The sequence below is a fragment of the Aldersonia sp. NBC_00410 genome, assembly GCF_026342035.1.
Taxonomy (GTDB): domain Bacteria; phylum Actinomycetota; class Actinomycetes; order Mycobacteriales; family Mycobacteriaceae; genus Aldersonia.
This window is the reverse complement of record NZ_JAPENM010000004.1, coordinates 65123-90908: the sequence shown is the minus strand read 5'-3', so window position 1 is coordinate 90908 and position 25786 is coordinate 65123. Positions and strand designations below refer to the sequence as shown.

General features: G+C 67.0%; 21 protein-coding genes and 2 tRNA genes. 14 read left to right on the top strand and 9 right to left on the bottom strand.

All coding sequences use genetic code 11. The features are described from left to right. The first annotated feature begins 1 nt into the window (after position 1). From OG921_RS10580 to OG921_RS10565, 4 genes are read left to right on the top strand one after another with little or no spacing between them, the layout of a single operon-like run. Positions 2–1141 (top strand): isobutyryl-CoA dehydrogenase, encoded by a 1140-nt coding sequence (locus OG921_RS10580; protein WP_266112380.1) that lies wholly within the window; start codon positions 2–4, stop codon positions 1139–1141. Then, a complete protein-coding gene (locus tag OG921_RS10575; RefSeq protein ID WP_266112379.1) occupies positions 1138–2235 on the top strand; it encodes an enoyl-CoA hydratase/isomerase family protein in 1098 nt (365 codons plus the stop codon). Before OG921_RS10580 ends, OG921_RS10575 begins: the two co-directional genes overlap by 4 nt. Next, a complete protein-coding gene (mmsB, locus tag OG921_RS10570; protein WP_266112378.1) occupies positions 2232–3149 on the top strand; it encodes a 3-hydroxyisobutyrate dehydrogenase in 918 nt (305 codons plus the stop codon). Before OG921_RS10575 ends, mmsB begins: the two co-directional genes overlap by 4 nt. After that, positions 3146–3922, top strand: coding sequence for an enoyl-CoA hydratase (locus OG921_RS10565; RefSeq protein ID WP_266112376.1), 777 nt, complete (start codon positions 3146–3148; stop codon positions 3920–3922). Before mmsB ends, OG921_RS10565 begins: the two co-directional genes overlap by 4 nt. Positions 3923–3931: 9 nt before the next feature. On the opposite strand, the gene OG921_RS10560 is transcribed toward OG921_RS10565, so the two are convergent. Continuing rightward, the gene (locus OG921_RS10560; protein WP_266112375.1) at positions 3932–4468 is read right to left on the bottom strand and encodes a MarR family winged helix-turn-helix transcriptional regulator; all 537 of its coding nucleotides are present in this window, start codon (positions 4466–4468) and stop codon (positions 3932–3934) included. Positions 4469–4816: 348 nt separating this feature from the next. Between OG921_RS10560 and OG921_RS10555 the strand changes: the two genes are divergently transcribed. Together OG921_RS10555 and OG921_RS26685 are read left to right on the top strand one after the other, a co-directional pair. Beyond that, positions 4817–4887: transfer RNA gene (locus OG921_RS10555), tRNA-Cys, on the top strand. A gap of 214 nt (positions 4888–5101) precedes the next feature. Beyond that, positions 5102–5632 carry a DUF732 domain-containing protein gene (locus OG921_RS26685; RefSeq protein ID WP_353962095.1) on the top strand — a complete coding sequence of 177 codons (531 nt, stop codon included), beginning with the start codon at positions 5102–5104 and terminating at the stop codon, positions 5630–5632. 198 nt (positions 5633–5830) lie between these two features. On the opposite strand, the gene OG921_RS10550 is transcribed toward OG921_RS26685, so the two are convergent. Continuing rightward, positions 5831–6214: a hypothetical protein gene (locus OG921_RS10550; RefSeq protein ID WP_266112818.1), complete on the bottom strand. Its 384-nt coding sequence runs from the start codon at positions 6212–6214 to the stop codon at positions 5831–5833. Positions 6215–6531: 317 nt separating this feature from the next. Here OG921_RS10550 and OG921_RS10540 point away from each other — a divergent pair, with 317 nt between their 5' ends. Beyond that, positions 6532–6945: a hypothetical protein gene (locus OG921_RS10540; RefSeq protein ID WP_266112817.1), complete on the top strand. Its 414-nt coding sequence runs from the start codon at positions 6532–6534 to the stop codon at positions 6943–6945. Between the two features lie 22 nt (positions 6946–6967). Here OG921_RS10540 and OG921_RS10535 read toward each other — a convergent pair whose 3' ends face one another. Together OG921_RS10535 and OG921_RS10530 are read right to left on the bottom strand one after the other, a co-directional pair. Then, complete coding sequence (locus OG921_RS10535) at positions 6968–8026, bottom strand: LPO_1073/Vpar_1526 family protein (RefSeq protein WP_266112374.1); 1059 nt, start codon at positions 8024–8026, stop codon at positions 6968–6970. After that, positions 8023–8307, bottom strand: a complete 285-nt coding sequence (locus OG921_RS10530; protein WP_266112372.1) for a hypothetical protein — start codon at positions 8305–8307, stop codon at positions 8023–8025. Before OG921_RS10530 ends, OG921_RS10535 begins: the two co-directional genes overlap by 4 nt. A gap of 155 nt (positions 8308–8462) precedes the next feature. Here OG921_RS10530 and OG921_RS10525 point away from each other — a divergent pair. The 4 genes from OG921_RS10525 (at position 8463) to OG921_RS10510 (ending at position 15941) form a co-directional block, all read left to right on the top strand. Next, positions 8463–8540: transfer RNA gene (locus tag OG921_RS10525), tRNA-OTHER, on the top strand. A 948-nt stretch (positions 8541–9488) separates the two neighbouring features. Then, positions 9489–12212: an Ig-like domain-containing protein gene (locus OG921_RS10520; protein WP_266112371.1), complete on the top strand. Its 2724-nt coding sequence runs from the start codon at positions 9489–9491 to the stop codon at positions 12210–12212. A gap of 262 nt (positions 12213–12474) precedes the next feature. Then, positions 12475–14193 carry an Ig-like domain-containing protein gene (locus OG921_RS10515; RefSeq protein WP_266112370.1) on the top strand — a complete coding sequence of 573 codons (1719 nt, stop codon included), beginning with the start codon at positions 12475–12477 and terminating at the stop codon, positions 14191–14193. A gap of 50 nt (positions 14194–14243) precedes the next feature. Continuing rightward, positions 14244–15941 (top strand): Ig-like domain-containing protein, encoded by a 1698-nt coding sequence (locus OG921_RS10510; protein WP_266112369.1) that lies wholly within the window; start codon positions 14244–14246, stop codon positions 15939–15941. A 103-nt stretch (positions 15942–16044) separates the two neighbouring features. Here the strand turns inward: OG921_RS10510 and OG921_RS10505 are convergent, their stop codons facing one another. Continuing rightward, positions 16045–16509, bottom strand: coding sequence for a hypothetical protein (locus OG921_RS10505; protein WP_266112368.1), 465 nt, complete (start codon positions 16507–16509; stop codon positions 16045–16047). Positions 16510–16613: 104 nt separating this feature from the next. On the opposite strand from OG921_RS10505, the gene OG921_RS10500 reads away from it, so the two are divergent. Continuing rightward, positions 16614–17576: an HNH endonuclease signature motif containing protein gene (locus OG921_RS10500; protein WP_266112367.1), complete on the top strand. Its 963-nt coding sequence runs from the start codon at positions 16614–16616 to the stop codon at positions 17574–17576. Between the two features lie 31 nt (positions 17577–17607). Here the strand turns inward: OG921_RS10500 and OG921_RS10495 are convergent, their stop codons facing one another. After that, positions 17608–18327, bottom strand: a complete 720-nt coding sequence (locus OG921_RS10495; protein WP_266112366.1) for a hypothetical protein — start codon at positions 18325–18327, stop codon at positions 17608–17610. Between the two features lie 27 nt (positions 18328–18354). Here OG921_RS10495 and OG921_RS10490 point away from each other — a divergent pair, with 27 nt between their 5' ends. Both OG921_RS10490 and OG921_RS10485 read left to right on the top strand, forming a co-directional pair. Next, positions 18355–21594 (top strand): BTAD domain-containing putative transcriptional regulator, encoded by a 3240-nt coding sequence (locus OG921_RS10490; protein ID WP_266112365.1) that lies wholly within the window; start codon positions 18355–18357, stop codon positions 21592–21594. An 86-nt stretch (positions 21595–21680) separates the two neighbouring features. Further along, entirely contained in the window at positions 21681–22505 is an 825-nt protein-coding gene (locus OG921_RS10485; protein WP_266112364.1) for an NADPH-dependent oxidoreductase, read from the top strand. Between the two features lie 13 nt (positions 22506–22518). On the opposite strand, the gene OG921_RS10480 is transcribed toward OG921_RS10485, so the two are convergent. From OG921_RS10480 to OG921_RS10470, 3 genes are all read right to left on the bottom strand, one after another. Then, entirely contained in the window at positions 22519–23742 is a 1224-nt protein-coding gene (locus OG921_RS10480) for a globin domain-containing protein (RefSeq protein ID WP_266112782.1), read from the bottom strand. Positions 23743–24025: 283 nt separating this feature from the next. After that, positions 24026–25252: a globin domain-containing protein gene (locus OG921_RS10475; protein WP_266112363.1), complete on the bottom strand. Its 1227-nt coding sequence runs from the start codon at positions 25250–25252 to the stop codon at positions 24026–24028. Between the two features lies 1 nt (position 25253). After that, a complete protein-coding gene (locus OG921_RS10470; RefSeq protein WP_266112362.1) occupies positions 25254–25724 on the bottom strand; it encodes an Rrf2 family transcriptional regulator in 471 nt (156 codons plus the stop codon). Positions 25725–25786 lie beyond the last annotated feature (62 nt).

Sequence of the window (25786 nt, the reverse complement as noted above, 5' to 3'; positions counted from 1 at the left end):
CATGTTCAATCTGAATGACGACGAACGTGCGATCGTCGAGACGGCACGCGACTTCGCCGACGAGTACCTCGCGCCCAACGCGGTGGAATGGGATGAGACCAAGCACTTCCCGGTCGACGTGCTGCGCAAGGCCGCGGGTCTGGGCATGGGCGGCATCTACATTCGCGAGGACGTGGGTGGATCCGGACTGAAACGTCTCGACGCGGTGCGCATCTTCGAACAGCTGGCCACCGGCTGCCCGGCGATTTCGGCCTACATCTCGATCCACAACATGGCCACCTGGATGGTCGACGCGTTCGGCTCCGAGGAGCTGCGCCGGCGCTTCGTGCCTCGCCTGTGCACCATGGAACTGCTGTCGAGCTATTGCCTCACCGAGCCCGGCGCGGGGTCCGATGCGGCGGCGCTGAGCACCAAGGCGGTGCGCGACGGTGACTCGTACGTGCTCAACGGGGTCAAGCAGTTCATCTCGGGTGCGGGTGTGTCCGATGTGTATGTCGTGATGGCGCGCACCGGCGACGCCGGTCCCAAGGGGATTTCGACGTTTATCGTCGAAAAGGACACTCCCGGGCTGTCATTCGGCGCCAACGAGAAGAAGATGGGCTGGAACGCGCAGCCAACCCGGCAGGTAATCTTCGAAGACGTCCGGATCCCCGCGGAGAACCTGATCGGCGTCGAGGGCAACGGATTCCGGATTGCCATGGCCGGACTCAACGGTGGCCGGCTGAACATCGCCGCCTGCTCGGTGGGCGGCGCGCAGACTGCGCTGGAGAAGTCGGTTGCCTACCTCGCCGAGCGCAAGGCCTTCGGCAATCGGTTGCTCGATTCGCAGGCGCTGCAGTTCCGGCTCGCCGATATGCGCACCGAGTTGGAGGCCGGGCGCACACTGCTCTGGCGGGCCGCCGAGGCGCTGGATCTCGATGCTCCCGACAAGGTCGAGTTGTGCGCCATGGCAAAGCGTTTCGCGACCGACGCCGGCTTCGAAGTTGCCAACGAGGCGCTGCAGTTGCACGGTGGATACGGTTACCTCAGCGAGTACGGACTCGAGAAGATCGTGCGCGACCTTCGCGTGCACCAGATTCTGGAAGGAACCAACGAGATCATGCGAGTGGTAATCGCACGCGCGGTGGTGAGCGCAGCATGAGTGCGGACGTGCTGATCGAGGTGCGCGATGGGCTCGGGCTCATCACCCTCAACCGGCCGAAGGCCATCAACGCGCTCAATTACGCCATGGTGCGAGAGATTACGCCGGCGCTGGAAGCATGGTCCGATGACGAGGCGGTTCGCGCCGTTGTCGTCACCGGTACCGGCGACCGCGGCCTGTGCGCCGGCGGTGACATCGTGTCCATCTATCACGACGCCCAGAACGGTGGTACCGAGTCCCGCGACTTCTGGCGCGACGAGTACATCCTCAACGCGCTCATCGCGCGCTATCCGAAGCCGTACGTGGTGGTGATGGACGGCATTGTGATGGGCGGCGGCGTTGGCGTCTCGGCGCACGGCAGCCACCGGATTGTCACCGAGCGGTCGAAGATCGGCATGCCCGAGGTGGGCATCGGATTCGTGCCCGACGTCGGCGGCACCCACCTGCTGGCGCACGCGCCGGGGGAGACGGGGGCCCACGTCGCCCTCACCACCAACACGATGAAGGCAGGCGACGCCATCGCACTCGGCTTCGCGGACTACTACGTACCCAGCGAGAAGGTGCCCGGGCTGCTCGCGGCACTGCGCGGTGGCGAGGTTCGCGAGGTGGTGCGCGGGTTCGCCGAGTCGGCACCGGATTCGGCGCTGCTCGCGCAGCGGGAATGGATCGACGAGTGCTACGCGGGTGACTCCGTCGAGGAGATCGTTGCGCGGTTGCAGGCGCGGCCGGAGCCCGAGGCCAACGCGGCGGCAGCGCAAATCCTGGCGAAGTCACCGACCTCGATCAAGGTGGCGTTGCGCTCGCTGCGCCGCGCGGCGGACGCAGCATCGATCGAGGACGTGCTCAACGACGAGTACCGCGTCTCACTCGCCTGCCTGAAAGGGTCCGACCTGGTCGAGGGCATCCGCGCCCAGGTAGTCGACAAGGACCGCAATCCGCAGTGGTCGCCGGCTTCGCTGGCCGAAGTGACCGATGCGCGAGTCGACGAATTCTTCGCCGATCTCGGCGAATTGGAGTTGGGCCTGCGCCCGCCTGCTGTGCTGGGCATCGGTCGGGACGGACAGCTCGGACACGGACGGGAAGGACAGCTATGAGCACTGCAGCTCCGGCCGACACCACAGTCGGCTTCATCGGTCTCGGTCATATGGGCGGGCCGATGGCGGCGAATCTGGTCAAGGCCGGCTACCGAGTCGTCGGCTTCGACCTGGTCCCCGCCGCGCTCGAGCAGGCCGCCAAGGACGGCGCCACGATCGCGGCCAGCTCGGATGCCGCGGTGGCCGAGGCGGACATCGTCATCACCATGCTGCCGAGCGGTAAGCATGTCATCGACCTCTACGACGGTGGGCTGCTCGCCGCCGCCAAGCCGGGCACGTTGTTCATCGACAGCTCGACCATCGACGTCGCGGACGCCAAGACCGCGGCGGACCTTGCGCACAAGGCGGGGCATCGCGCGGTGGATGCGCCGGTGTCGGGCGGCGTTGCCGGTGCCTCGGCAGGCACGCTGGCGTTCATGGTCGGCGGGTCGGCGGCGGACTTCGAGTCGGCCAAGCCGGCGCTCGACGTCATGGGTGCCAAGGTCGTGCACTGCGGCGAGAACGGCGTCGGCCAGGCCGCGAAGATCTGCAACAACATGGTGCTCGGCATTTCCATGATCGCGGTCAGCGAGGCGTTCGTGCTCGGTGAGAAGCTCGGGCTGACGAACCAGGCGTTCTTCGACGTCGCCTCCAATGCATCGGCCCAGTGCTGGTCGCTGACGAGCTACTGCCCGGTGCCCGGCCCGGTGCCGACCAGCCCGGCGAACAACGACTATCAGCCCGGTTTCGCGACCGCGCTGATGGACAAGGATCTCGGCCTCGCCGCTAATGCATTGCGGGCCAACGGTGTAGACGGCCAGCTCGGACTACACGCAGCAGAGATCTACAACAGGTTCAAGCAGGAGAATGCGGGCAAGGACTTCTCCGCTATCGTGACCGAGATTCGTCAACGATCGGGAGATGCCGCACAGTGAGTGATTTCGAAACGATTCTGCTCGAGCGTCGAGGCCGCGTAGGTCTCATCACGCTGAACCGACCGAAGGCGCTCAACGCGCTGAACTCCCAGGTGCTCGACGAGATGATCGTCGCGCTCGATGATCTCGAGGCCGATCCGGGGATCGGGGCAATCGTGATCACCGGATCCGAGCGGGCTTTCGCGGCCGGCGCGGACATCAAGGAGATGCAGCCGAAGTCGTACGTCGACGTGTTCATGTCCGATTTCTTCGCCCGCTGGGACCGGCTCGCCGCGGCGCGCAAGCCCACTATCGCGGCTGTCGCCGGGTTCGCGCTCGGTGGTGGCTGTGAGCTGGCGATGCTGTGCGACATCCTCATCGCCGCGGACACCGCGAAGTTCGGCCAGCCGGAGATCAACTTGGGCGTGATCCCGGGAATCGGTGGCTCGCAGCGACTTACCCGGGCTGTCGGCAAGGCGAAGGCGATGGACCTGATCCTGACCGGCCGCAATATGGACGCCGAGGAGGCCGAGCGCGCGGGGCTGGTCTCGCGCGTCGTGCCGGCGGACGAGCTGCTCGACGAGGCGCTGAAGGCCGCCGAGACGATCGCCTCGAAGTCGTTGCCGGTCGCGATGATCGCCAAGGAAGCCGTCAACCGATCGCTGGAAACCACTCTCGCCGAGGGTGTGCGCTTCGAGCGGCGTGTTTTCCACTCACTGTTCGCGCTCGCGGATCAGAAGGAAGGCATGGCCGCCTTCGTCGAGAAGCGGGATCCGAGCTTCCGCCACGAGTGATCCGGGCGGCTACGTCCACTTGGTCGGCGTCGCGCCGCTGTCGAAGTCACCGGCGGCGCGACGCAGCTCGGCCAACGCACGCACGAGCGTCTCGATCCGGTCCTCGGCGAGCCCGGGAGCGGCGAACACGCGCTCGTTCAATTGCTCGGTCGCTTTCACCGCGAGTTCTCTACCCGCCTCGGTGATTTCGATCAGTGTCGCACGGCGGTCGCTGGGATGCGGCACCCGCTTGACGAGGTGTGCGGCCTCCAGTCGGTCCACCGCATTGGTCACGCTCGTCGGGTGAACCTGGAGCCGCGCACTGGCTTTCGCCATCGGAAGGGCACCGGCGCGACTGAAACTCAGCAGCATGAGCAACTCGTAGCGCGCAAACGTGAGCCCGGCCGGCTTGAGTACCTCGTCGACCCGGGCCATCATGATCTGCTGCGCGCGCATGACCGACGTCACCGCGGCCATCCCGTCCGCCACGTCGCCCCAGCCGTGAACGGTCCACTGACGGTGCGCCTCCTCGATCGGATCGAGGGGGAGTGGGTTGGGCGACGGCATGCTGCGATTCTCGCACGTGGGCCGGTCGGGATGGGCAGGTCGGTCGCTTCGACCGCCCGACCGTGTGGCGTGGCGCCGCTCCCATGTCGGCGGCAGAAACGAACGTTCCGCGCCGAATTCATCGTCACGGCGGTAACGGCGGCTTCCGCGGTATTTTGCGGACGCGCGCCTCGTCCGGACGGACCCGATCGCAACATCGCGGTGGATTGCGTTCTGGCCGAAGACGACCTGTAGTTCTTCCCCAAGGACAACCGGGCAATCGTCACCATGCCGGAGTGAAACGACTTCGGATCACACTGATTGCAAGCCTGTCGCCGGGCGCAATCGCCTGGGACATTGGGTCCTGTTGCGGGTGTGGCTGAGTGGCTAGGCACCGGCCTGCAAAGCCGTTTACACGGGTTCGAATCCCGTCACTCGCTCGCGACATCCGCCCTGGCAGGGGCGGTGAACACAACCGAATACGTGCTGGTCAGAGGCTCGTGGGATGGCGGCAGATGCCACCTTCTGCGCACTAGCGGGCACCGTTTGCGTACCGCTACGCACGGCCTGAATAGCTGAGGCGGAGGTACAGCCGGGCGAGGCCCGCAGTGCGGCACGGTATGCGTTTGACGTTCCTGCTCGGCTAAATGTCGGATGGGGGAGCCGCTGTCGTCAGGAATGCGACGAGAGCACCGGCAGTCGGGGTACAGTCTGGACATTCCGGCTATTGCCGACAGGATCGGGCATATGCGGACCGCGACAAGACCCATCTGCCTGGCAGCACTTGCTGCGATGGTTTTCGCGGCGGGCTGCGGCAGTGACGAATCATCGTCCGCCGGTTTATCCTCAAGCTCAAGGACCACGACGAGATCGGCCTTAACGACTTCCAGTCTGCCAACCGGAGACGCGGGTTTCATTCGCACGCTGGAGGTGAACGGAATCGATGTGCAGGGAAGTCCGAGCCGATTTGTGAGCGGGGCTGCGGCGGTCTGCAGTCACATCGAAGGATTGGAATATACGACGCCGCCCACTCGGATACATTCGGAGACGGTTGCTTACATCGCAGATGTGTTCGACAGCGCTCCTGTTGTGGAGATGCGCGTACTTGGCAACATCGCCGCAGCCGACGCGTTTGTAGACGCCGCGATAAAGTCCTATTGCCCGCAGTACACCAAATACATATAGGCGTGGATACCCTGAGCGCCCAGCACCCGAACAGCACCGCGCCCCTCGCCGGGCTTGTGCGACGAAGGGCGCGGACTCGGAAGCGCGTGGATGGTGGCCACGCCCTCGAGGTCTAGAGGGCGGGCGGCTGCTGGCGTTTGAGCGTCTGCCCGGCGAACCGGCCGAGCCGGTCTCGCCTGTAGCTGCTGCGTCGGGCGCTCACCATGCCACCTTCACCCAGACGGGAGCCATGGGGGCGTCACCCGCGCCGTCCAGCACATCACCGCGCCGGGCGGCCAGTTCGGCATCCAGGGCGGTCAGATGGGCGGCACGGCGAGCCTCATAGCGTTGCTCGGTGGAGGCTGCGGCTGCGGTCTCGGTCAGCGGCGGGCACTTGCCGGAATACATTCCGCCCTGGTCCGGGGGCAGGGCTTCGTTACCCTTCGGCACCAGGCCCGCACCCCACGAAAATTCGCCGGCGTCGGGGCCGGGCTGGAACTCGCTCGCCTTGCCAAGCATGGACTCATTCGCCGGGACGCCCATCCCGACCACGCCCAGGTCGGCGGGGTGTAGGTGGTGCCTGCGGTCACCTGGACCACGCACGCGGCACCCCGGTACCGAACCCCGCAGCCGAAGCCCCTCGCGAAGAAGGAATCTCGCAGTGGATATCGCTGGTCGCGGCCCGGAATGATCCGCAGCCCTTGGTAAGCCGGGTTGACGTGCTGTCGGAACGCGACCGGGTTCAGCGCGGCGTTGGGTCCGTCGGTGGCGATGGTGGCCACGTAGCCCGGTGGCAGGTAAAACGACGGACAGACCCAGGCTGGCCCGTAGCTGCCGAGTACTTCCAGTCCGCCGAACGTACCGGGTGCTACCTTGCCGATGACGTTCTCCTCGGTGAGATAGGCAGGGGCCAAGCTACTTTGGACGAAGTCGTACTTACTCTCCGTGCTGTTGGTGACCACGCCCCGGCCAAAAGTGGCGATGGTCTCGGCGTCGGTGGGGTTGGTGCTGGACTGGGACCTGCCGGTGGTGCATCGCAACTTCTACGGCGGGGTGTTCCGCCCGGCTCTGTTGCGCGCCAACCTCTCTGGGGCGGGTATCCCACCGGCCACGACTTCCACAGCCTGCAGCACACCTACGCCAGCCTGTGCATCGCAGCGGGCATCCAGCCGTTCGTTCTCAGCAAGTTCATGGGGCACGCCAACACCAATGTCACGCTGGGCGTGTACGCGCACCTGTTCGAGGACGACCACACGGACGCCATGACGGCACTAGGTGCAATGGCTCCCTGGCCGCCGCAGGTGGAGAATGTAGTGGCGTTGTGGCGCGGCTGATGCGAACCCAATTCTGAGCAGACTAGTGGAGGAGATCGTCGAGGGATATCGACGGTAGGCGTCTTCTCATTGCCGCGTGGCCAATGGCGATTCCGACGGAACTTGGTCGGAAATCCACCGCCCGAGAGTTCGCCAGCGTATCAAGGAACGTCGCGAGTTCGGGCTTGTGGCGATGGCACAAGGTTCGAATCTGACGAGACCCCAATGCGTACCTTGTCACGAACTGTTCCAGGAAAGTATAAGGGGGTGAATCGAGACGATTGGCGCGTTGTCGCTCACGAATCAGTCGCACTATCGGTAGCTTGACCCTGAAGAATTTTGGATGATCCGGATGTTCCTCAAAGTATTCGCCACCGTCGTGCGGCGGCATCGTGTAGATCTTTAGTTCCGCCGGGAGGGAGTCGAGCGTAAATCCCTTTACGAATAACCCTGGGTTATGGGCCGTGAGCATCTCAAAGGGGTCAAGGGGACTTGGGAGCTCAGATATTACGCCCAATGCGCTCATGTACCGGTATTCCGCGGATTTTACTGGTATGTGACCATAGTACGGCTTGACCAGCTCATCAACGAAATCGAACAAGGCTGTGACGGTCGAGGGGTACTCTTTTAAATCGATCAACAGCAAGCTAACGATTGTGGCAACGCCGTTGATCTGGTTTGGCGTCAACTTACCAGCCACCTCGACTGCCTGATTTAGAATGATGTCTTCAAGGCTTCTGGATTCTGCTCCTGACATTGCAACAAGAATGTCCGCAAGTATTTCGGCGAGCTCTCGGTCGCCAGACTCGGCGTATTGCTTTTGGGCCTTGTATGTGGCCGCAAGCATTCGTGGCGTATCGAACTCTTCGACGTTTTCCGGAGGTGAGGTGAATAGCTTTGTCAGCAATAGGTCAGTGAACTCATTAATACGATCCCGAACTTCTGCCATCGCTCGGTCAGAGAGGACTAGGTAATTCTCGTAAAACACTCCCTTTGCAATATCCCGAACCTCTTGAATGGTTGGTCCGTGGTTGTGGACTTCAACGCTCTGCCCTTGGTACAGATTGGAACTATCTCCAGCTTCTTGGCGTTGGTCTTTCATGGCCGCTGATCACCCATTCCGCCGTTGATGGTGATATCGCGGCCTTGCACCAGCTTGGAATTCTTGCCAGCGCGCTGAACTTGCTTGACCCCGCCGCCCAGCACCGGGCGCGGGCCATTGGATGTCGGCCAAGGAAACGACAGCAGCACCCCGACCAGTAGCAGCGCGCCGACCCCTAACAGGACCCATCGCGGCCAGGCCGTGAGGACTGGCGGTGCGCTGATTGCGATCGCAATCAGCGCGATAACGGTGGTGCCCAACCACGGCCAGTACGCGCGCACGCTTCCTCCGTCGGAGCTCGTCGTGATGCCACCACAATTCTCCCACGCCGCACCGACAGTCCAGCGTGCCACGCCCACTGGAGGTACGGCGGAGGTACGCTGCCGCCAGCGAACGGCCAGCAACTACACATGAAGCGCCCTTACCTGCACAAATCGTGGGTGTCAGCAACCTTCAGCAACTGTGTCAACCGGCCTGCAAGGCCGTTACACGGGTTCGAATCCCGTCACTCGCTCGCAACGTCCACCCTGGCAGGGACGGGCGACAACCGAATATGTGCTGGTCACGGACTCGTAGGACGACCAAGAATGCTGCCTTTGCGCACCGCCCGCTCGGTGCGGCGGAGGTCTAGCCGGTGCAAAAGCGGGCGGCGTGACGGCACCCAACCGGCGCAGGCGTCGCTGCGCCTACGCTTCTGCATGGCCGCTAGTCTGCCGCTAACGTATCCGGTTGCAGCGCTGCAGAATCCGTGAGTCAGTGGCGCTGCCGCGCGGCTTATTTCGAAACGGCGGGCGAACTCGAGTCGGCCGGGGCGCGTTCTTCGACTTCCTCGCCTGCGCTTCGATGATCTCCGAGTCCTGCCAGGCCTCGTCGGGTCGGCCTCGCCGCCGTCGTCCAAGGGCCTCGGCGCGCGACTTCCGGCTGTAATCCGCCCGTCAGCACCGCGCCCGCGCGCTCGAGATCTCCGCAACAGATTTGGTCGCTCTTGGCCATCTGGTCGTCGCGTTCTGAAGTCTGGCCCGCGACGTGGCCTGGGTGTGACGCATGTGTGTTTTAGACCATATTGTGACGCTTGTTACGGCTCTGTTATGTTCCGGACGCGCTCCCGCGCACGTCAAGCGTCGTGCTCAGCACTCTCGAATAGGCGCTTGACCATGCGGTTGGTCGCGTTCTGAAGTGTGGCCAGCGCGCTGACCTGGGTGTGACCTGTTCGTATTTAAGACCCTATTGTGACGCGCGTTACGGTTCTGTTAAGTTCCCCGTGCGCCCCTGCGCACGCCGTTGTTGGTCAGATGCTCAACATCTGTTGGTCAAAAGTTCAACATCGGTTATCCCCTGACGAAAGACTCTGTTACCTATGTCTCGACGTTCCCTTAGGGGCACAGTGGCGGCCACCAGCGCCGTCGCTGTAGCCGCGGGGCTTGCCTTAACCGGCACCCCCGCCTCCGCTGTCACTACCGCCGTGAACTTCACGGACTTCTGTGCCGCCACCTCGATCATCGGCAACGTGGACAAGCCGACCGCCTACTCGGTCACTGTCGACGCTCCGGCGGCGGTTCAGGCAGGCCAGACCTTCACCTACCGGGTTCAGAACCTGGCGTCGGCCTACCCGGACAAGGATTCGGGCGCCACCACGACAAACATCACACGACTCAAGGCCGACTACGCGATCCCGGCGAACTCCACCTTCGTCAGCGCCGCAGTCGTGCCCGGCACCGGCGTTAACGTCAATACCGGCGTCGCCCCCAACGTGCTGCGCGTCAACACCTCCGGTGTCGCCGATCCGGCCGGTACGATCGTGCGCCTGTCCGGAAACAACGCGGTTATCGCAAACGGCGCGAACAACAGCACCAACTCCGAGGGCGGCATCGTCGCGGCGAAGACCAAGAAGAACCTCGACGGCAGCGTCAATGCGGCCGGTGACAGCTGGTTCCAGCTGCCCGCCGTCGACATCACGGTCGTGGCCGGAGCCCCCGGCGTCATCCAGCCGAAGCTTCGGACCACCGGCAATGCCGCCTTGTACAACAACAACGAGAACTGGTACACCCTGCTCGCCAAGGCCAGCCTCCTCGGCACCCAGTGGGCACCCACCCGTTGCGTCCCCTCGGACACCAAGAATGGCGCGCTGAACGCGGGTGCTGGCCCCCTGGCCACGATCAACGTGACCGCGGCTGACGTTGCCACCACCACCGCGCTGACCGCGCCGGCGACCGCGACCAACGGCCAGTCCGTGTCGCTGTCGGCGACCGTTTCCCCGGCTGAGGCCGGTGGCACCGTGCAGTTCAAGGACGGCGCGACCGATCTCGGTGCCCCGGTGGCGGTGAACGCGGGTGTTGCCACCCTCGATCACACGTTCACCGACAATGGCGCACACAGCATCACCGCGGTGTACAGCGGCGCAGCTGGATTCATCACCTCTACCTCGGCTGCCAGTGTGGTCGACGTGTCGGCGGCTAACGTCGCCACCACCACGGCGCTGACCGCGCCGGCGACCGCGACCGAGGGCCTGTCGGTGGATCTGTCCGCCGCGGTTTCCCCGGCTGAGGCCGGCGGCACCGTCCAGTTCAAGGACGGCGCGACCGATCTCGGTGCTCCCGTGCCGGTGACCACGGGTGTTGCGACTCTCGCGCACACGTTCACCGGAGTGGGCGCGCACAGCATCACCGCGGTGTACAGCGGCGGGACCGGATTCCTCGCCTCGACCTCGGCGGCCAGTGTGGTCGACGTGTCGGCGGCTGACGTCGCGACCACCACGGCGCTGACCGCGCCGGCGACCGCGACCGAGGGCCTGTCGGTGGATCTGTCCGCCGCGGTTTCCCCGGCTCAGGCCGGTGGCACCGTGCAGTTCAAGGACGGCGCGACCGATCTCGGTGCTCCCGTGCCGGTGACCGCGGGTGTTGCGACTCTCGCACACACGTTCACCGGAGTGGGCGCGCACAGCATCACCGCGGTGTACAGCGGCGGGACCGGATTCCTCGCCTCGACCTCGGCTGCCAGTGTGGTCGACGTGTCGGCGGCTGACGTCGCCACCACCACGGCGCTGACCGCGCCGGCGACCGCGACCAACGGCCAGTCCGTGTCGCTGTCGGCGACCGTTTCCCCGGCTGAGGCCGGTGGCACCGTGCAGTTCAAGGACGGCGCGACCGATCTCGGTGCCCCGGTGGCGGTGAACGCGGGTGTTGCCACCCTCGATCACACGTTCACCGACAATGGCGCACACAGCATCACCGCGGTGTACAGCGGTGGGACCGGATTCCTCGGCTCCACCTCGGCGGCCAGTGTGATCGACGTGTCGGCGGCCAACGTTGCCACCACCACGGCGCTGACCGTGCCGGCGACCGCGACCAACGGCGTGTCCGTGTCGCTGTCGGCGACCGTGTCCCCGGCTGAGGCCGGCGGCACCGTGCAGTTCAAGGACGGCGCGACCGATCTCGGTGCCCCGGTGGCGGTGAACGCGGGTGTTGCCACCCTCGATCACACGTTCACCGACAACGGCGCACACAGCATCACCGCGGTGTACAGCGGCGGGACCGGATTCCTCGGCTCCACCTCGGCGGCCAGCGTGATCGACGTGTCGGCGGCCAACGTTGCCACCACCACCACGCTGGACGCGCCGGCGACCGCGACCACGGGCCAGTCCGTGACGCTGTCGGCGACCGTGTCCCCCGAAGGGGACGGCGGCACCGTTGAGTTCTTCGACGGTGCGGCTTCCATCGGCACCGCGCCGGTGACCGCGGGCGTTGCGGTCCTCACCCACACGTTCACCGCAGCGGGCGCACCCAGCGTCACCGCGGTGTACAGCGGCGCCACCGGATTCCTCGGCTCCACCTCGGCGGCCAGCGTGATCACCGTGACCGACCCCGCACCGGGTGACGTCAACACCACCACCACGCTGACCGCGCCGGCGACCGCGACCACGGGCCAGTCCGTGACGCTGTCGGCCACCGTGTCCCCCGAAGCGACCGGCGGTACCGTCCAGTTCTTCGACGGCACCAACACGATCGGTGGACCGGTGACCGTGGTCAACGGTGTGGCGACCCTGCCGCACACCTTCACCACCACCGGCGGCCACTCCCTCCACGCGGAGTACAGCGGCACCACCGGATTCATCGCGTCGAACTCGGACGCGCGCCTGATCACGGTGTCGGCCTCCACCACCGGGGGAGGCACCGGTTCGTCCTTCTAACCGGACCGATCTCGTGGACTGAATAAACACGGCAGCGGGTGCCTTCAACCGAAGGCACCCGCTGTCGTCGCATTCCGAAGTCGGGCCCGCGCGTGTGGCCCGGGTGTGACACGTTTGTGTTTTAGACCATGTTGTGACACCCGTTACGGTTCTGCTAGTTTCCCGGAGCGCTCCCGCGCACGCCGTTGTTGGTCAAACGATCGACAAGTGTTGGTCAGACGCTCAACATCGGCGATCCCCTGACGAAAGACCCCTGTCACCCATGTCTCGACGTTCCCTTCGCGGCACAGTGGCGGCCACCGGCGCCGTCGCCGTAGCCGCGGGGCTTGCCCTCACCGGCATCCCCGCCTCCGCTGCCACCGTGAGCTTCACGAACTTCTGTATCGCCACCGCTCCCATCGTCGGCAACCAGGATCAGCCCACAGCCACGTCGGTCACTGTCGACGCACCGGCGACAGTCACTGCCGGCGACACCTTCACCTACCGGATTCAGACCGCGCCGTCCAGCTACCCGGACACAGCGCAGGGCGCCACCACGACAAATTTGTCGCGACTCAAATTCGACTTCGAGATCCCGGCGAACTCCACCTTCGTCAGCGCCACCGTCGTGCCCGACACCGGCGCGAACCTGAGCGGCGTCACCCCCAACGTGCTGCGCGTCAACAACGCCGGCAGCGTCGATCCGGCCGGTTCGATCCTGCGCCTGTCCGGAAACAACGCGGTGATCGCGAATAGCCCGACCTCGAGCCTCAACTCCGACGGCGGCATCATCGCGCCGAAGCTCAAGAAGAACCTCGACGGCAGCACCAATGCGAATGGTGACAGCGCCTTCCAGCTGCCCGCCGTCGACGTGACGGTCGTGGCCGGATCCGCCGGCACCATCACCCCAAAGGTGCGGGTCGGTGGCAACGCCGCCAACTCGAACGCCGACGAGAACTACTACACGATGCTCGCCAAGGCCAGCCTCCTCGGCACCCAGTACGCACCCACCCGCTGCGTCCCCAAGAACGCAAAGGGCGATGCCACGCTGAACGCCGGCGGCGGGCCCCTGGCCACCGTCAACGTGACCGCCGCGGTACCAGTTGACGTAGCCACTACCACCGCGCTGACCGCGCCGGCGACCGCGACCCAGGGCCAGTCCGTGACGCTGTCGGCCACCGTGGCCCCCGCACAGGCCGGCGGCACCGTCCAGTTCTTCGACGGCATGACCACCATCGGTGCACCCGTGCCGGTGACGGCGGGCGTTGCGACCCTCGCGCACACGTTCACCGAGCTGGGCGCACACGGCGTCACCGCGGTGTACAGCGGCGCAACCGGGTTCCTCGCCTCGTCTTCCGCGGCCAAGGCCGTCAACGTCACGCCCGCCGCGGTGGTCACCGTGCCGACCGCGACCACGCTGACCGTGCCCGCTACCGCGACCTCCGGGTCCGCGGTCGCCCTGTCCGCGACGGTCTCCCCGGCGCCCGAGGGTGGCACCGTCCAGTTCGCCGAGGACAACACCCCGATCGGCGGGCCCGTCGACGTCGTCGGCGGCGTTGCCACCCTGGCACACGCCTTCACCAGTGCCGGCCACCACAACATCACCGCGTCCTACCAGGGCTCGCCCGGCTTCGCGGCCTCGCAGTCGGCCTCGGCCACCGTCGACGTCAGCGCCCCGGCGCCGTCCGACATCGCGACCGTCACCAAGGTGACTGCCCTGTCCACGGCTACGGTCGGCAAGTCCGTCGACCTGTCCGCCACCGTGTCCCCCGCCTCCGCGGGCGGCACCGTCCAGTTCATGGACGGCACCGACAAGATCGGTGGACCGGTGACCGTGGTCAACGGCGCGGCGATCCTGCCGCACACCTTCACTACGGAGGGTGGCCATTCCATCACCGCCGTCTACAGCGGTGCGGGCGGCTATGTGGCTTCCACGTCCGCCCCCTTCGCCGTGACCGCGTCCGAGGCGAGCGGCGGCGGCACCGGTTCCGCCGGTCTGTAGTTCGGCGCACGACCACTCACCACCCTCGAACCACCAATTCAGGAGTACTCATGTCGCACGCGCCCATGCGCCGCGCAGTGGCGGTCCTCGCGGCCGCCGGGATAGCCACCGGCGGACTGTTGTTCGCCGTACCGGCCTCCGCCGCAACCACGAACACCGACTTCACCGCCGCCTGCTGGGGCAAGTTCAAGAGCCTGCTCGACACCACCGACAAGACCATCGCCGCCGGCGTCACGGTCGACGCCCCCGCCACCGTGATCACCGGTGACACCTTCACCTACCGGCTGCAGCCGAAGGCACAGACGCTGCCCGGCAAGGGCGAGAACCTGCGCAACCGCTCCAGCGTCTCGCGGATCAAGTTCGATTACGCGGTACCCGAGGGCGCCCAGTTCGTCTCCGCCACCGTGGTTCCCGGCACTGCGGTGAACCTCGCGGGCAAGGCGCCGACCGTGGTGCGGGTCGCCGAGAACGGCAGCCCAGACGCGGCCGGCCCGGTGCTGCGCCTGTCCGGCGGCAACGAGACCGTCGGGAACGGGCCGAGCACCAACGACGGCGCCGAGGGCGGCATCGTCGTCAACATCAGCGGCGACACCAGCTTCCGGCTCCCGGCGATCGAGGTGACGGCCGTGGCGGGGCCGGTCGGATCCGTCGTGCAGCCGAAGGTCCGCACCGCAGGCAACGCCGCAAACTACAAAGCGGACGAGAACTTCTACACCTCGCTGATCCGCGAGAAGGACCCCGTCGCAGGCGTGTCCTACTGGTCGGCAACCCGCTGCTCGCCCCGTGACAGCAGTGGCGCTGCACTGAACTCCGGCGCCGGTGCGCTGGCGTCGATCAACGTCGTCGCCCGCCCGGACACGGCCACCACGACCACGCTCGCGACCCCCGCGACCGCGGACAACGGCGTGAGCGTCGACCTCACCGCCACGGTGAGCCCGGCCACGGTCGGTGGCTCCGTCCAGTTCAAGGATGGCGACGCCAACCTCGGCGCACCGGTCGCGCTGACCAATGGCACCGCGACGCTCCCGCACATCTTCGACACCGACGGCGCGCACTCCGTGACCGCCGTGTACCTCGGTGCATCGGGGGTCACCGGGTCCACCTCTGCGGCGAGCGTCGTCACCGTGAGCACCCCCGTCCAGGACACCACGACCACGCTGACCACGCCCAGCCACGCCACGACCGGGGTGGCCGTCAGCATTGCCGCCACCGTCGACCCGGCACCGGCCGGCGGCACCGTCCAGTTCTTCGACGGCACCACCGCGATCGGCGACCCCGTCGCCGTGTCCGGTTCCGTCGCGACGCTGGCCCATGAGTTCGCCACGGCGGGCACGCAATCGATCACCGCAACCTTCAACGGCGTCAAGGGTTTCGCGGCATCCACCGCGGCCGCCCGCACAATCGAGGTGTCGGTCCCGGCGCCGGACGAGGTCCGCACGACAATCACGCTCGACGCACCGGCCACCGCGATCACGGGCCAGGCCGTGGCGCTGAACGCGACCGTGACCCCGGGTCAGGCCGGCGGTAGTGTCCAGTTCTTCGACGGCACCACCGCGATTGGCTCTCCGGTCCCGGTGACCGGCGGGACTGCGACGCTGACCCACAGCTTCGCGACCGTCGGCGCACACGGCGTCACCGCCGTGTACAGCGGCGCGGCAGGTGTCCTGGGCTCCTCGTCGGACGCCTCGGTGGTCAACGTGTCGGAGCCCACGGGACCGCCCGTCGGGGGCACCGGTTCTGCCGGCTAACCGGGTCGGTCTCGGGTTCGAATCCCGTCACTCGCTCGCGACGCGCATGCCGATATGGCGCGGTCCAACCCGCGCCATATCGGCATGTCGGGGTTCCGACGACTCAGGCGCGCTGGTTGTGCTGAACGTCGCCGTTGCGGCCGGTCTGGTCACCGGTGGCGTGGCCGGTCTGGTCACCGGTGGCGTGGCCGGCCTGGTCACCGGTGGCGTGGCCGGCCTGGTCACCGGTGGCGTGGCCACGGCGGGTATCGACACGCGGGTCGATCTTGTCCGCGCGAGCGAACTGCTGGTCCACATCGGTGCGACTATGTGCGGCCTTGGACCGGAGCTGGTCCGCCTCGAGTGACTTGGCGGCGGCATCGGCCTGCGCCTGCTTGGCCTCGGCTCCTGCCGCTGCGGCGTCGGCTTCACGCTGCCGAGCGTTCGCCTCGTTCTGCATCGCGTTGGTGCGCAGCTCATCTGCCTTGATGGCGCGGCGCTTGCGATTGTTGTTGCGCACGACAACAGCGATCAGCGCGAGAACGGCGATCACTGCGACGACGATGATGACAATGACGATCGGGTCCATCGGTGGGCTCCTAATGCCGGGGTGGTCGGGGGATACCCGGGGCTTGCCGGGAGGAAACTTGTCGGTGGGCCGCGATAGATTTTCGAACATGTCTTCGATCACGGATGCTGCGGGAGCAGGCCGCGGCGCAGCTGGCTGGGTTCGCCACAAATATGCCCCCGGATGAGTTGAAGAAGACTGCCGACCGGCTCGCGGTGTATCTGAATCCGGATGGCGAGTTCAGCGACGACGATCGCGCCCGAAAGCGCGGGATCTGGCTCGGGCAGCAGGGCCCGGATCTGATGAGCAGCCTCACCGGCCTGATCGATCCGAAGTTGCGGGCCTATCTGGAGCCGATGTTCGCGAAGCTCGCCGCGCCCGGGATGTGCACCCCCGAGGACGATTCACCCGCGGTCGACGGTGAGCCGAACGAGGATGAGGCCCAGCGCGATACGCGCTCGATGGGGCAGCGCCGGCATGATGCGGTGCAGGCCATGTGCCGGGGACTGCTCGCGTCCGGCGAGTTGGGGCAGCATCGCGGTCTACCGGTGACGGTGATCGTGTCGACCACTCTGCGCGAGCTCACCGAACAGGCCGGACCCGCGGCAACCGCGGGCGGATCCCTTCTCCCCATCCGCAACTTGATCCGGCTCGCCGCCCACGCCAACCACCATCTCGCGGTGTTCGACGACATCGACAACCGCCCGCTGTGTCTTGGGCGCGCCAAACGGATCGCAAGCCCGGATCAGCGGATCGTGCTGCACGCCCGCGACACCGGCTGCTCCTTCCCCGGCTGCACCGTGCCGGGCTACCCGGCCGAGGCGCACCACATCCGAGAGTGGGCAGACGGCGGCCCCACCGACATCGACAACCTGACCTTCGCCTGCCCCGCCCACCACAAACTCGCCGGCCGGGGCGCGGACCAGTGGCATACGACCGCTGGTCCGCGTTCGCACACCCGCTGGCACCCACCGATCCACGTTGATCCGCGACAACGCCCGCGCGTCAACCATTTTCACCACCCGAGTGAGGTCCTTGTCGCGGGCGACGATGGCGCCACCGGAAACGACAGCACCGGGCCGCCATGAGGCGACCCGGTGCGGATGGACAGGGGAGTGGTCAGCGGGTCATCGCCCAGCGGCGGAGCCCGCGCGGCCGGCGCATCATGAGCGCACCAATCGCCGCGACGGCAATTCCGCGGGGCGCCTCGTAGATCAAGCCGGACAGCCCTTCGGTCGCCGGGATCGGCAGGAAGAACCCGACCATGCCGATCAGCGTGAGCACCGAGATCCACGTCGGTACTGCTCGATTCTTCAGCATGCTCGCGCCGAGCAAGCCCATGCCGGCCAGCATCACGAGTCCGCCTCCGTGGTTGAACACCGCGAAGGCGGTTGTCCCGATCATGTTGTCGTTGTCGGCGATGAGGTGCGCCGTCTCTGGATTGGTCGCCAGCGGGTGCGCGACGAAAATCTCGATCGCGAGGTGCCCCGCAGCGGTGGTGATGTTGCCGATGAGGTAAAGCACGGTGCCGATGAATCCGGCCGTGCCGAGGCGCGGCTTCATCCACGCGTACATGCCGGGCAGGCCGAGGATCAGCAGGGTGGTGCCGACGCCGAGCAGGGACTGCGCGACCGGGGTGCCGGGGCTTGTCAGCGCCTCGACCGAGTGTCCCTTCCCCGCGACGATCGGGTGCAGTGTGCCGCCGGCGATGCACAGCGCACCGCCGATGCTCAGCGCGGAACCGCACATCCGCGTTACAGTCTCGCGAGATGGGCCACCGACCGTCGGAACGGCGATGTGGGAGGTGGAGGTTGGCAGGAGTGCTTGTGTGGTGGTCATGAGCCAAGAGTCGACGGGTGCGCTGGTGTGACGCTGGTGCGCGACTGGTCCGAACGCGAAGCCGATGCGTCGCCCGCGATCGCGGTGCTCGGCCCGCTGCAGGTGCGCGGGCCCGATGGCTCGATCATCGTGATTCCGGCCCGCAAACACGCCGAACTGCTGGTGCTGCTCGCCGCCGAGCGCACCACGCGCAGTGCGGGGTACCTGTGCGAGCTGCTCTGGCGCGGCAATCCGCCGGACAGCGCCCACGTGACCCTGCAGGGCTATGTGTCCCGGCTGCGGCGAGCGTTGCGCGACATCCCCGAAGTCCGGATCGAAACTGTCGCGAGCGGATATGTCCTGCGGTGCGCCGGCGCGAACACCGATCTTGACCTGCTCGACGCACTGTCGCGGGACGCCCGGGCCGCCGCCGCGGACGGCGAAGTCGGCCGGTCGGTCGAACTACTGGAAAGAGCGCTCGGTCTCTGGCGCGGCGATGTCCTCGCCGAGATCGACGACATCGCGGAGATCGCCCCGGAGCGGGCCCGGATCGACGAGCTGCGCTCGGAACTGACCGAAATGTGTGCCGAAGGCCTGATCGTGCTCGGCCGCGCCCGCCAGGCCGTCACGGTGCTGACCGACGCGCGGGAGCGGCATCCGTTGCGGGAAGGCGTTACTCGGCTGCTCGCGCTCGCACTGCGCGACGGTGGTCGAACTGCCGAGGCGCTCGACGTCCTGGTCCGGCTGCGCCGCGGCCTACGCGACGAACTCGGCCTCGATCCCGCGCAGGACACGGTTCGAGTTGAGAACGAAATCCGCAACGCTGCCGAACCCCAAGAACTTCCGGTACCGGCTCGGGTGCCGGCACAGTCGGGACTGGTGGGCCGGGACGACGTCGCACAACTGCTCGACCGCGCCTGGCAGCGCAGCGAACGCGAGTTGACCGTCGTCACCGTGCGCGGCCCGGCGGGCGTAGGCAAGACCGCGGTGGTGCTCGACGCGCTACGGCGGCACAACGCCAACGCATTGTTCGGTGGTGGCATCGCCGGTGGGCGAACCGGTCCACTCGAAACCGTGGCGCCATGGCTGGATCAGGCGGCGTTGAACGGGCGTACCGTGCCGGCGGCACCCACGCCGCGCGACCTCGCGGCGCTGCTCGCCGAAATCGCCAGGGAAACCGGGCATGTGGTCGCGGTCATCGACGATCTGCACTGGGCCGACCCGGACTCGGTGCGGCTCGTCGCCGCGGCGATCCGAGTGCTGCGCGCGCATCCCGTGTTACTCATGCTGACCGTCCGCCCGGGCCCGCTTGCACCGGAGCTGGATTCGCTGGTGCAGGCGTTGCGCGCGGCGGGCGGCCACGTCGGCATCGAGCTCGGCGCGTTGGGGGAAGATTCGATCGGCGAGCTGGTCGGCACCGAACTCGGTGACGTCGGATCCGATGTCCGCCACGACCTCATCGCACAGAGCCATGGCAGCCCATACCTTGCCCGGCAGCTGTGCGACCTGGTCCGCGCCGGCCTGTCGGTATCCGACGGCGGCACAGCCGCGGTCACCGCCGCGAAACTCGAATCGGTCTCGGCCGGGGCGGGGTCACTCGCCGAGATCGTGGCGGTGATCGGTGCGCGGGCATCGATCGGACTTGCGGCGGCCGCCGATGCGGCACCGGGCTTCGACGATCGGCTGCGCGAACTCGCTACGGCGCAACTCGTGTCGGTGTCCGAATCGGAGATCGTGTTCGTGCACGATCTCGTGCGCGGCGCGGTGCTCGACCGGATTGGCGCGGTGCACAAGGCCGAGCTGCATCGCCGCGTCGCGGACGTGCTCGTCGAACTCGTGCCCGATGCGCTCGCCGCGCTGGCACTGCACCGTAGCGCCGCCGCATTCGACGCGATCGACTCGGCCGCCGCGCGTGCCTGCGCCGCGGCCGCACGCGACTCGCTGCGACGGGGCGCGTTCGGTGACTGTGCCGAGTTCGCCGAGCGCGGGTTCCGCCATGCCGACCCGGCGGATCATGCCCTCCTGGTCGAGCTCGATTCCCTTGCCGGACAGGCACTCAACCGGATCGGGGACTACGAGGTGGCGGCCGAGCACTTCGATCGCGCCGGCCGCGCGCTCGCCGAGGCAGGTGATTGGGCGGGGTTGGCCCAAACCGCGCTACTCGCATCCCCGCGCGGCGTCGGCGGCTACTTCTCCGGTTCCGGCGTCGTCCAGTCCGGGTCGTCGGCGCTGCGCACGCAAGCGCTGGCGCATCGCCTCGACCTCGATACCGACCTCAATGCGGAGATCCTTGCGATCGAGGCCGCGGACCGTGCCGTCCACGGCGCCGCCGGAGATCTCGACCTTCTGGCCGACGCGCTGGCACGAAGCGCCCCGGGTGCCCGATCCTGGCCACAAGTTCGGCTGGCCGAGTTCGTTTGCCGCTGGGAACCGGCCACGCTGGCGGACCGGGAGAAGATCGCCGACGAACTCGCCGAACTTGCCGGGTCCGACCCGCAGGCCCGGGCCACCGCGCTGCATCTGCGCCGCGTGTGCGCACTCGAATCCGGTGACCTGCGGCTGGTACGGCGGCTGTCGGCGGAGTTCGCCCGCCTCGCGGCCGACGGCGGCACCGATATCGAGGCCATGCAGCTGTGGTGGCAGGTGATGTACTCGGTGCTGCGCGGCGAGTACGAGCAGTCCAATGCGCTGATGACCCGCCTTGCGGAGGGCCTCGGCGCAGTGAGTGCCGCGGCACGGCAGCTCGCGGAGGTGTCGTTGCTGACCAGCCGGTCGATCGAATTGTGGCATCGCGGGCGGCTGGCCGAGTCGCTCGAGGCGGCGGACCAGATGGCCGAGGACTTCGACGAGGACTTCGCCCTCGTGGTCGCGATGGCGGCGGCCGAGGTAGGTGATTACGAGCGTGCCCTGCGCCTGGCGGAGACCATCATCGGACTCCCCGGCCGGCTGCACGGCCCGCGGCTCGCGGTCCGGGTGCCGCTGCTCATCGAGGCACTGCTATCGGTCGGGCAGCTGGCGCCCGAGCATCGAGAGGCGGTGCGCGAGTTCACAGCTGCGCTCGAACCCCACACCGAGGGCTGGGGTGATGCGTTGATCGTGCAGTGGCCCGGGCTGGTGTGCCTCGGCCCGTCGGGGCTCTATCGCGGCACGGTGCGCGGCATCCTCGGCCGCGACGGTGCGCGCGCGGAGGTCGAGTCGGCGCAACGCCGGGCTCGGGCACTTGGCGCCCGGCCGTACGAGACGCGCGCGGAGCAGCGGCTCGGTATGTGGCCGTTCGCTGGGGACTAGGCGACGTGGGATAACCGGCGCGGCATAAGGCGCACGCTGAACCGAATCCTCGACCGGACGCGGACGATCCGATTGCATAGCGTGCTATGACCACCGCTGCCACGCGAATCGACGCCCTGCATCACCGCTACCGTGACGACACCCTGCCGGCCCCGCAGGCGTGGAACGACACACTCGCTTTGATCCACGCGCACAGGTCGGTGCGGCAGTACCTCCCCGACGACGTCTCGGATGAAACTCTGCGCGTGCTGGTTTCGGCTGCGCAGTCGGCGGCGACATCGTCGAACCTGCAGGTGTGGAGCGTGGTCGCGGTGCGTGACCCGGAGCGCAAAGCGCGGCTGGCCGAACTTGCCAACGGGCAGCGGCACATTGTCCAGGCGCCCGTATTGCTGGTCTGGACAGCCGATTTCGCGCGGATTCGGGAACTCGCGAACGAGCGCGGAATCGCGTTGGACGGTGCCGACTACCTCGAGTCGAGCTATGTCGGATTCATCGATGCGGCACTCGCCGCGCAGAACGCGGTGCTGGCGGCGGAATCGCTCGGCCTCGGCACGGTCTACATCGGGGCGCTGCGCAACCGGCCGGAGGAGGTGGCCGCAGAACTCGGGCTCCCGCCGCACGTGTTCGCCACTTTCGGCCTTGTGGTCGGTCATCCGGACCCGGCCGAGGGTGGACGGGTGAAACCGCGTCTGCCACAGCAGGCCGTGCTGCACCACGAGACCTATGCACTGCCGGGCCAGCGCGACCACGTCGACACCTACGAGCAGCGCATCGCGGAGTTCTACGCCGAGGAGAACCTGCCGCATTCCTGGACCGACCGCGTGATCGATCGCCTCGCCGGCCCGGAGACGCTCAACGGCCGCCACCGGCTGCGGGAAGCCCTGCAGAACCAGGGCTTCCCGCTGCTCTGACGCCTGTGCCGGGTTAGACGGGAGCGGTCTGCCAGCTGATCGGGCCGAACACCTCGTAGTGGATGTTCTCGGCGGCGAGATTCCGATTGAGCAGCGCATCGCGCAGCCCGATCATGAACGGCAGCGGGCCGCACAGAACGGCGCGGGTATCGGGGGCGAGGTTGATCGGGGCGAGATTGGCGTAGCCGACGTAGACTCCGCCGCCGGGCGCCCGGCGGTCGAGTTCCTCGTACCAGCGGTACATCACACCGCCGGGGAGTTGGTCGACGAGCGTGGCGAGTTCGGCGCGGTGGGCATGGGCGCTCGGGGAGCGGTCGGCGTGTAGCACGGCAACGGGGCGCTGGTCCTTGGTGTCCACGAGATGGTGCAGCATGCTGATCATCGGCGTGCAACCAATGCCCGCTGACGCGAGTAAGAGTGGCGCGGAAGCTTCCTCCGGCAGGGTGAGGTCGCCGAACGGTGTAGTGACGTAGACCTCATCGCCTTCGAACACGTTGTAATACAGGAAGTTCGATACCTCGCCCGACGGGACGACCGAGCCGGGATGGAGGGTCGCGCGAATCCGCTTGACTGTGATCCGCCAGGTACCGATTCGCGGTGGCGAGCACAGGCTGTACTGCCGAATCTGCCGGGCACCGTCGATGCCGAGGGTAGCCACCGAAAGATACTGTCCCGGAACGAAGTGCGGTAGCGGGGCGCCATCGGTGGAGGTGAGCACGAACGACACCGAGTCCGCCGATTCGTGCCGGCGTTCGCGCACCCGCACCGTGCGCCATACGTAGCCAGGGGTGACGCCGGCTGCGGCGTAGAGACCCTTTTCCATCGAGATCAGAGTCTCGGCCATCAGCCAGTAGAGCTCGTCCCACGCGGCCGCGACGGCCGGGGTCACCGCTGCGCCGAGCACCTCCACGATCGCGGCGAATAGATGCTCGTGCACGACGGCGTACTGGTCGGCCGTAATTCCAAGGGAAGCATGCTTGTTGGCGATGCGGGAGAGGACGGTGTGGACTTGGTCGGGGTCGGGATCGAGTTGCAGTGTCGCGAACACGGCGATCGATCGGGCGAGTGCTTGTTGTTGCACGCCCCTGAGCTGGTTGCCCCGGTTGAACAGGTCACGCTCGAGTTCCGGGTGGGCGGCGAACAACTTGCGGTAGAACAGCGGGGTGATCCTGTCGATCGCGGCGCCGACCGCGGGCAGGGTGGCGCGGATGACGTCCTTCGAGGCCGCCGACAGCATCTCGGTCTCCAATCGTTGGGTCGGGTGAAATCGCGCTGCCGGCACGCGGGTTTGCGCCATCGCATTCGACGACCTCATCGAGCCCCTCGGAGTCGGCGCACGAGCCACCCGACGGTAGCAGTGTCGCCGAGTTCGGTGACGGCTAGGGCGGGTTGATTGGCGATGTGTGACGGAGTCGCGCGGTCCCAGCGGCCGGTGGGTCCGGCCGACTTGCCGATACGACCACAGCAGCGGGAAGCCCTGCAGAGCCAGGGCTTCCCGCTGCTGTAGTGCGACTCGTCGGCTAGGCCGGCGACGGGGACCAGTTGTCCGGGCCGAAGACCTCGTAATGGATGTTCTCCGCGGCGACCTCGCGGTCGAGGAGCGCTTCGCGCAGCCCGATCATGAAGGGCAGCGGGCCGCAGAGGTATGCGCGGGTGCCCGGCTGCAGGGTGATCGCCGTGAGATCGGCGCGACCGCCGGCAATTCCGGCACCGGCGGTGCGCCCACCGAGATCCTCGTACCAGCGGTACATCACGCCACTCGGGAGGCGGTCGACGAGCGCGCTGAGTTCGGCACGATGGGCGTGCGCGCTCGGGGATCGGTCAGCGTGCAGCACTGCCACCGGCCGCGGATCTTCGGTGGCCACGAGGTGGTGCAGCATCCCGATCATCGGTGTGAGGCCGATTCCGGCGGACGCCAGCAGCAGCGGCGCCCGGTCGTCGTCGGGCAGCACGAGGTCGCCGAACGGAGTCGTGACCTCGAGCAGATCACCCTCGAACACGTTGTGGAAAAGGAAGTTCGACACCTCGCCCGCCGGGGCGATTGAGCCGTCCTCGAGTGGGGTCGGTTGGATGCGCTTGACGGTGATCCGCCAGTCGCCGAGCAGTGGGGCAGAGCAGAGGCTGTACTGCCGGATCTGGCGGGCGCCGTCGGGAAGGTGAGCTGCCACCGAAAGATACTGTCCTGGAACGAAACGCGGCAGCGCGCTGCCGTCGGTCGAGGTAAGCACGAACGACACCGAGTCGGCCGACTCGTGCCGACGTTCCCGCACCTGGACAGTTCGCCAGACCTGACCGGAGGCGACACCCGCGGCGTCGTAGAGACCCTTCTCCATTGCGATCAGGGTTTCGGCCATCAGCCAGTACACCTCGTCCCAGGCGGCCGCGACTTCCGGCGTCACTGCCTCGCCGAGGACCTCCACGATCGCAGCGAACAGATGTTCGTGTACGACGGCGTACTGGTCGGCCGTAACGCCAAGGGAGGCATGCTTGTTGGCGATGCGCGATAGGATGGTTTGTACCCGGGCCGGGTCGGGGTCGAGTTGCAGCGTGGCGAATGCGGCGACGGCGCCGGCGAGTGCCTGCTGCTGCGCGCCTTGGCTCTGGTTGCCCCGGTTGAACAGGTCGCGCTCGAGTTCGGGGTGCGCTGCGAACAGCTTTCGGTAGAACAGGTTGGTGATCTCGCCGATCGCGGCGCCAACTGCGGGCAGGGTGGCCCGGATGGTTTCCTTCGAGGCAGACGAAAGCATGTCATTCTCCAATCGTTCGAGTGGGCAATACCTCGCTGCGAACCCGCGGAAGGGCGAGCAGCACGTTTGTGGTGGGTGGTTGGGCAAGGTCGTCGATGGTCAGCGAGTCCAGCGACGCGAAGAACGCATCCTGTGCGAGCCGCAGCGCCGAGCGTAGCGAACAGCCGTGCCGCAGGGGGCATGGGTTCGCCCCGTCGCACTCGACGACCTCGTCGAGGCCTTCCAGCTTGCGGACGACCCAGCCGACGGTGGCGGTGCGACCGAGCTCGGTGATCGCGAGACCGCCGTTTCTGCCGCGGCGGGCGTCCACGATCCCGAGTTCGCCGAGGCGGGTGATGACCTTGGTCATGTGGGTATAGGAGACCGCGAGTTCTTCCGCGATCGTGCGGCTGCTGGGCCGCTCGTTCACCGGCGAGACTGCCAGGCGCATAACGGCCCGGAGCCCGAGATCGGTGAACTGCGTGAGCTGCATGAGCGCAGCGTATTTTAATTCTCATACTGAATACGAATTATGTGACCTAGATCGCTATTCGG

What these genes read in the sequence shown, in the direction of transcription:
- OG921_RS10580 (WP_266112380.1), top strand. Translation starts at nt 2, where the DNA reads ATGTTCAATCTGAATGACGACGAACGTGCGATCGTCGAGACGGCACGC.
- OG921_RS10575 (WP_266112379.1), top strand. Translation starts at nt 1,138, where the DNA reads ATGAGTGCGGACGTGCTGATCGAGGTGCGCGATGGGCTCGGGCTCATC.
- mmsB (WP_266112378.1), top strand. Translation starts at nt 2,232, where the DNA reads ATGAGCACTGCAGCTCCGGCCGACACCACAGTCGGCTTCATCGGTCTC.
- OG921_RS10560 (WP_266112375.1), bottom strand. Translation starts at nt 4,468, where the DNA reads ATGCCGTCGCCCAACCCACTCCCCCTCGATCCGATCGAGGAGGCGCAC.
- OG921_RS26685 (WP_353962095.1), top strand. Translation starts at nt 5,102, where the DNA reads ATGGGGGAGCCGCTGTCGTCAGGAATGCGACGAGAGCACCGGCAGTCG.
- OG921_RS10535 (WP_266112374.1), bottom strand. Translation starts at nt 8,026, where the DNA reads ATGAAAGACCAACGCCAAGAAGCTGGAGATAGTTCCAATCTGTACCAA.
- OG921_RS10515 (WP_266112370.1), top strand. Translation starts at nt 12,475, where the DNA reads ATGTCTCGACGTTCCCTTCGCGGCACAGTGGCGGCCACCGGCGCCGTC.
- OG921_RS10510 (WP_266112369.1), top strand. Translation starts at nt 14,244, where the DNA reads ATGTCGCACGCGCCCATGCGCCGCGCAGTGGCGGTCCTCGCGGCCGCC.
- OG921_RS10505 (WP_266112368.1), bottom strand. Translation starts at nt 16,509, where the DNA reads ATGGACCCGATCGTCATTGTCATCATCGTCGTCGCAGTGATCGCCGTT.
- OG921_RS10500 (WP_266112367.1), top strand. Translation starts at nt 16,614, where the DNA reads ATGCTGCGGGAGCAGGCCGCGGCGCAGCTGGCTGGGTTCGCCACAAAT.
- OG921_RS10495 (WP_266112366.1), bottom strand. Translation starts at nt 18,327, where the DNA reads ATGACCACCACACAAGCACTCCTGCCAACCTCCACCTCCCACATCGCC.
- OG921_RS10485 (WP_266112364.1), top strand. Translation starts at nt 21,681, where the DNA reads ATGACCACCGCTGCCACGCGAATCGACGCCCTGCATCACCGCTACCGT.
- OG921_RS10480 (WP_266112782.1), bottom strand. Translation starts at nt 23,742, where the DNA reads ATGCTGTCGGCGGCCTCGAAGGACGTCATCCGCGCCACCCTGCCCGCG.
- OG921_RS10475 (WP_266112363.1), bottom strand. Translation starts at nt 25,252, where the DNA reads ATGCTTTCGTCTGCCTCGAAGGAAACCATCCGGGCCACCCTGCCCGCA.
- OG921_RS10470 (WP_266112362.1), bottom strand. Translation starts at nt 25,724, where the DNA reads ATGCAGCTCACGCAGTTCACCGATCTCGGGCTCCGGGCCGTTATGCGC.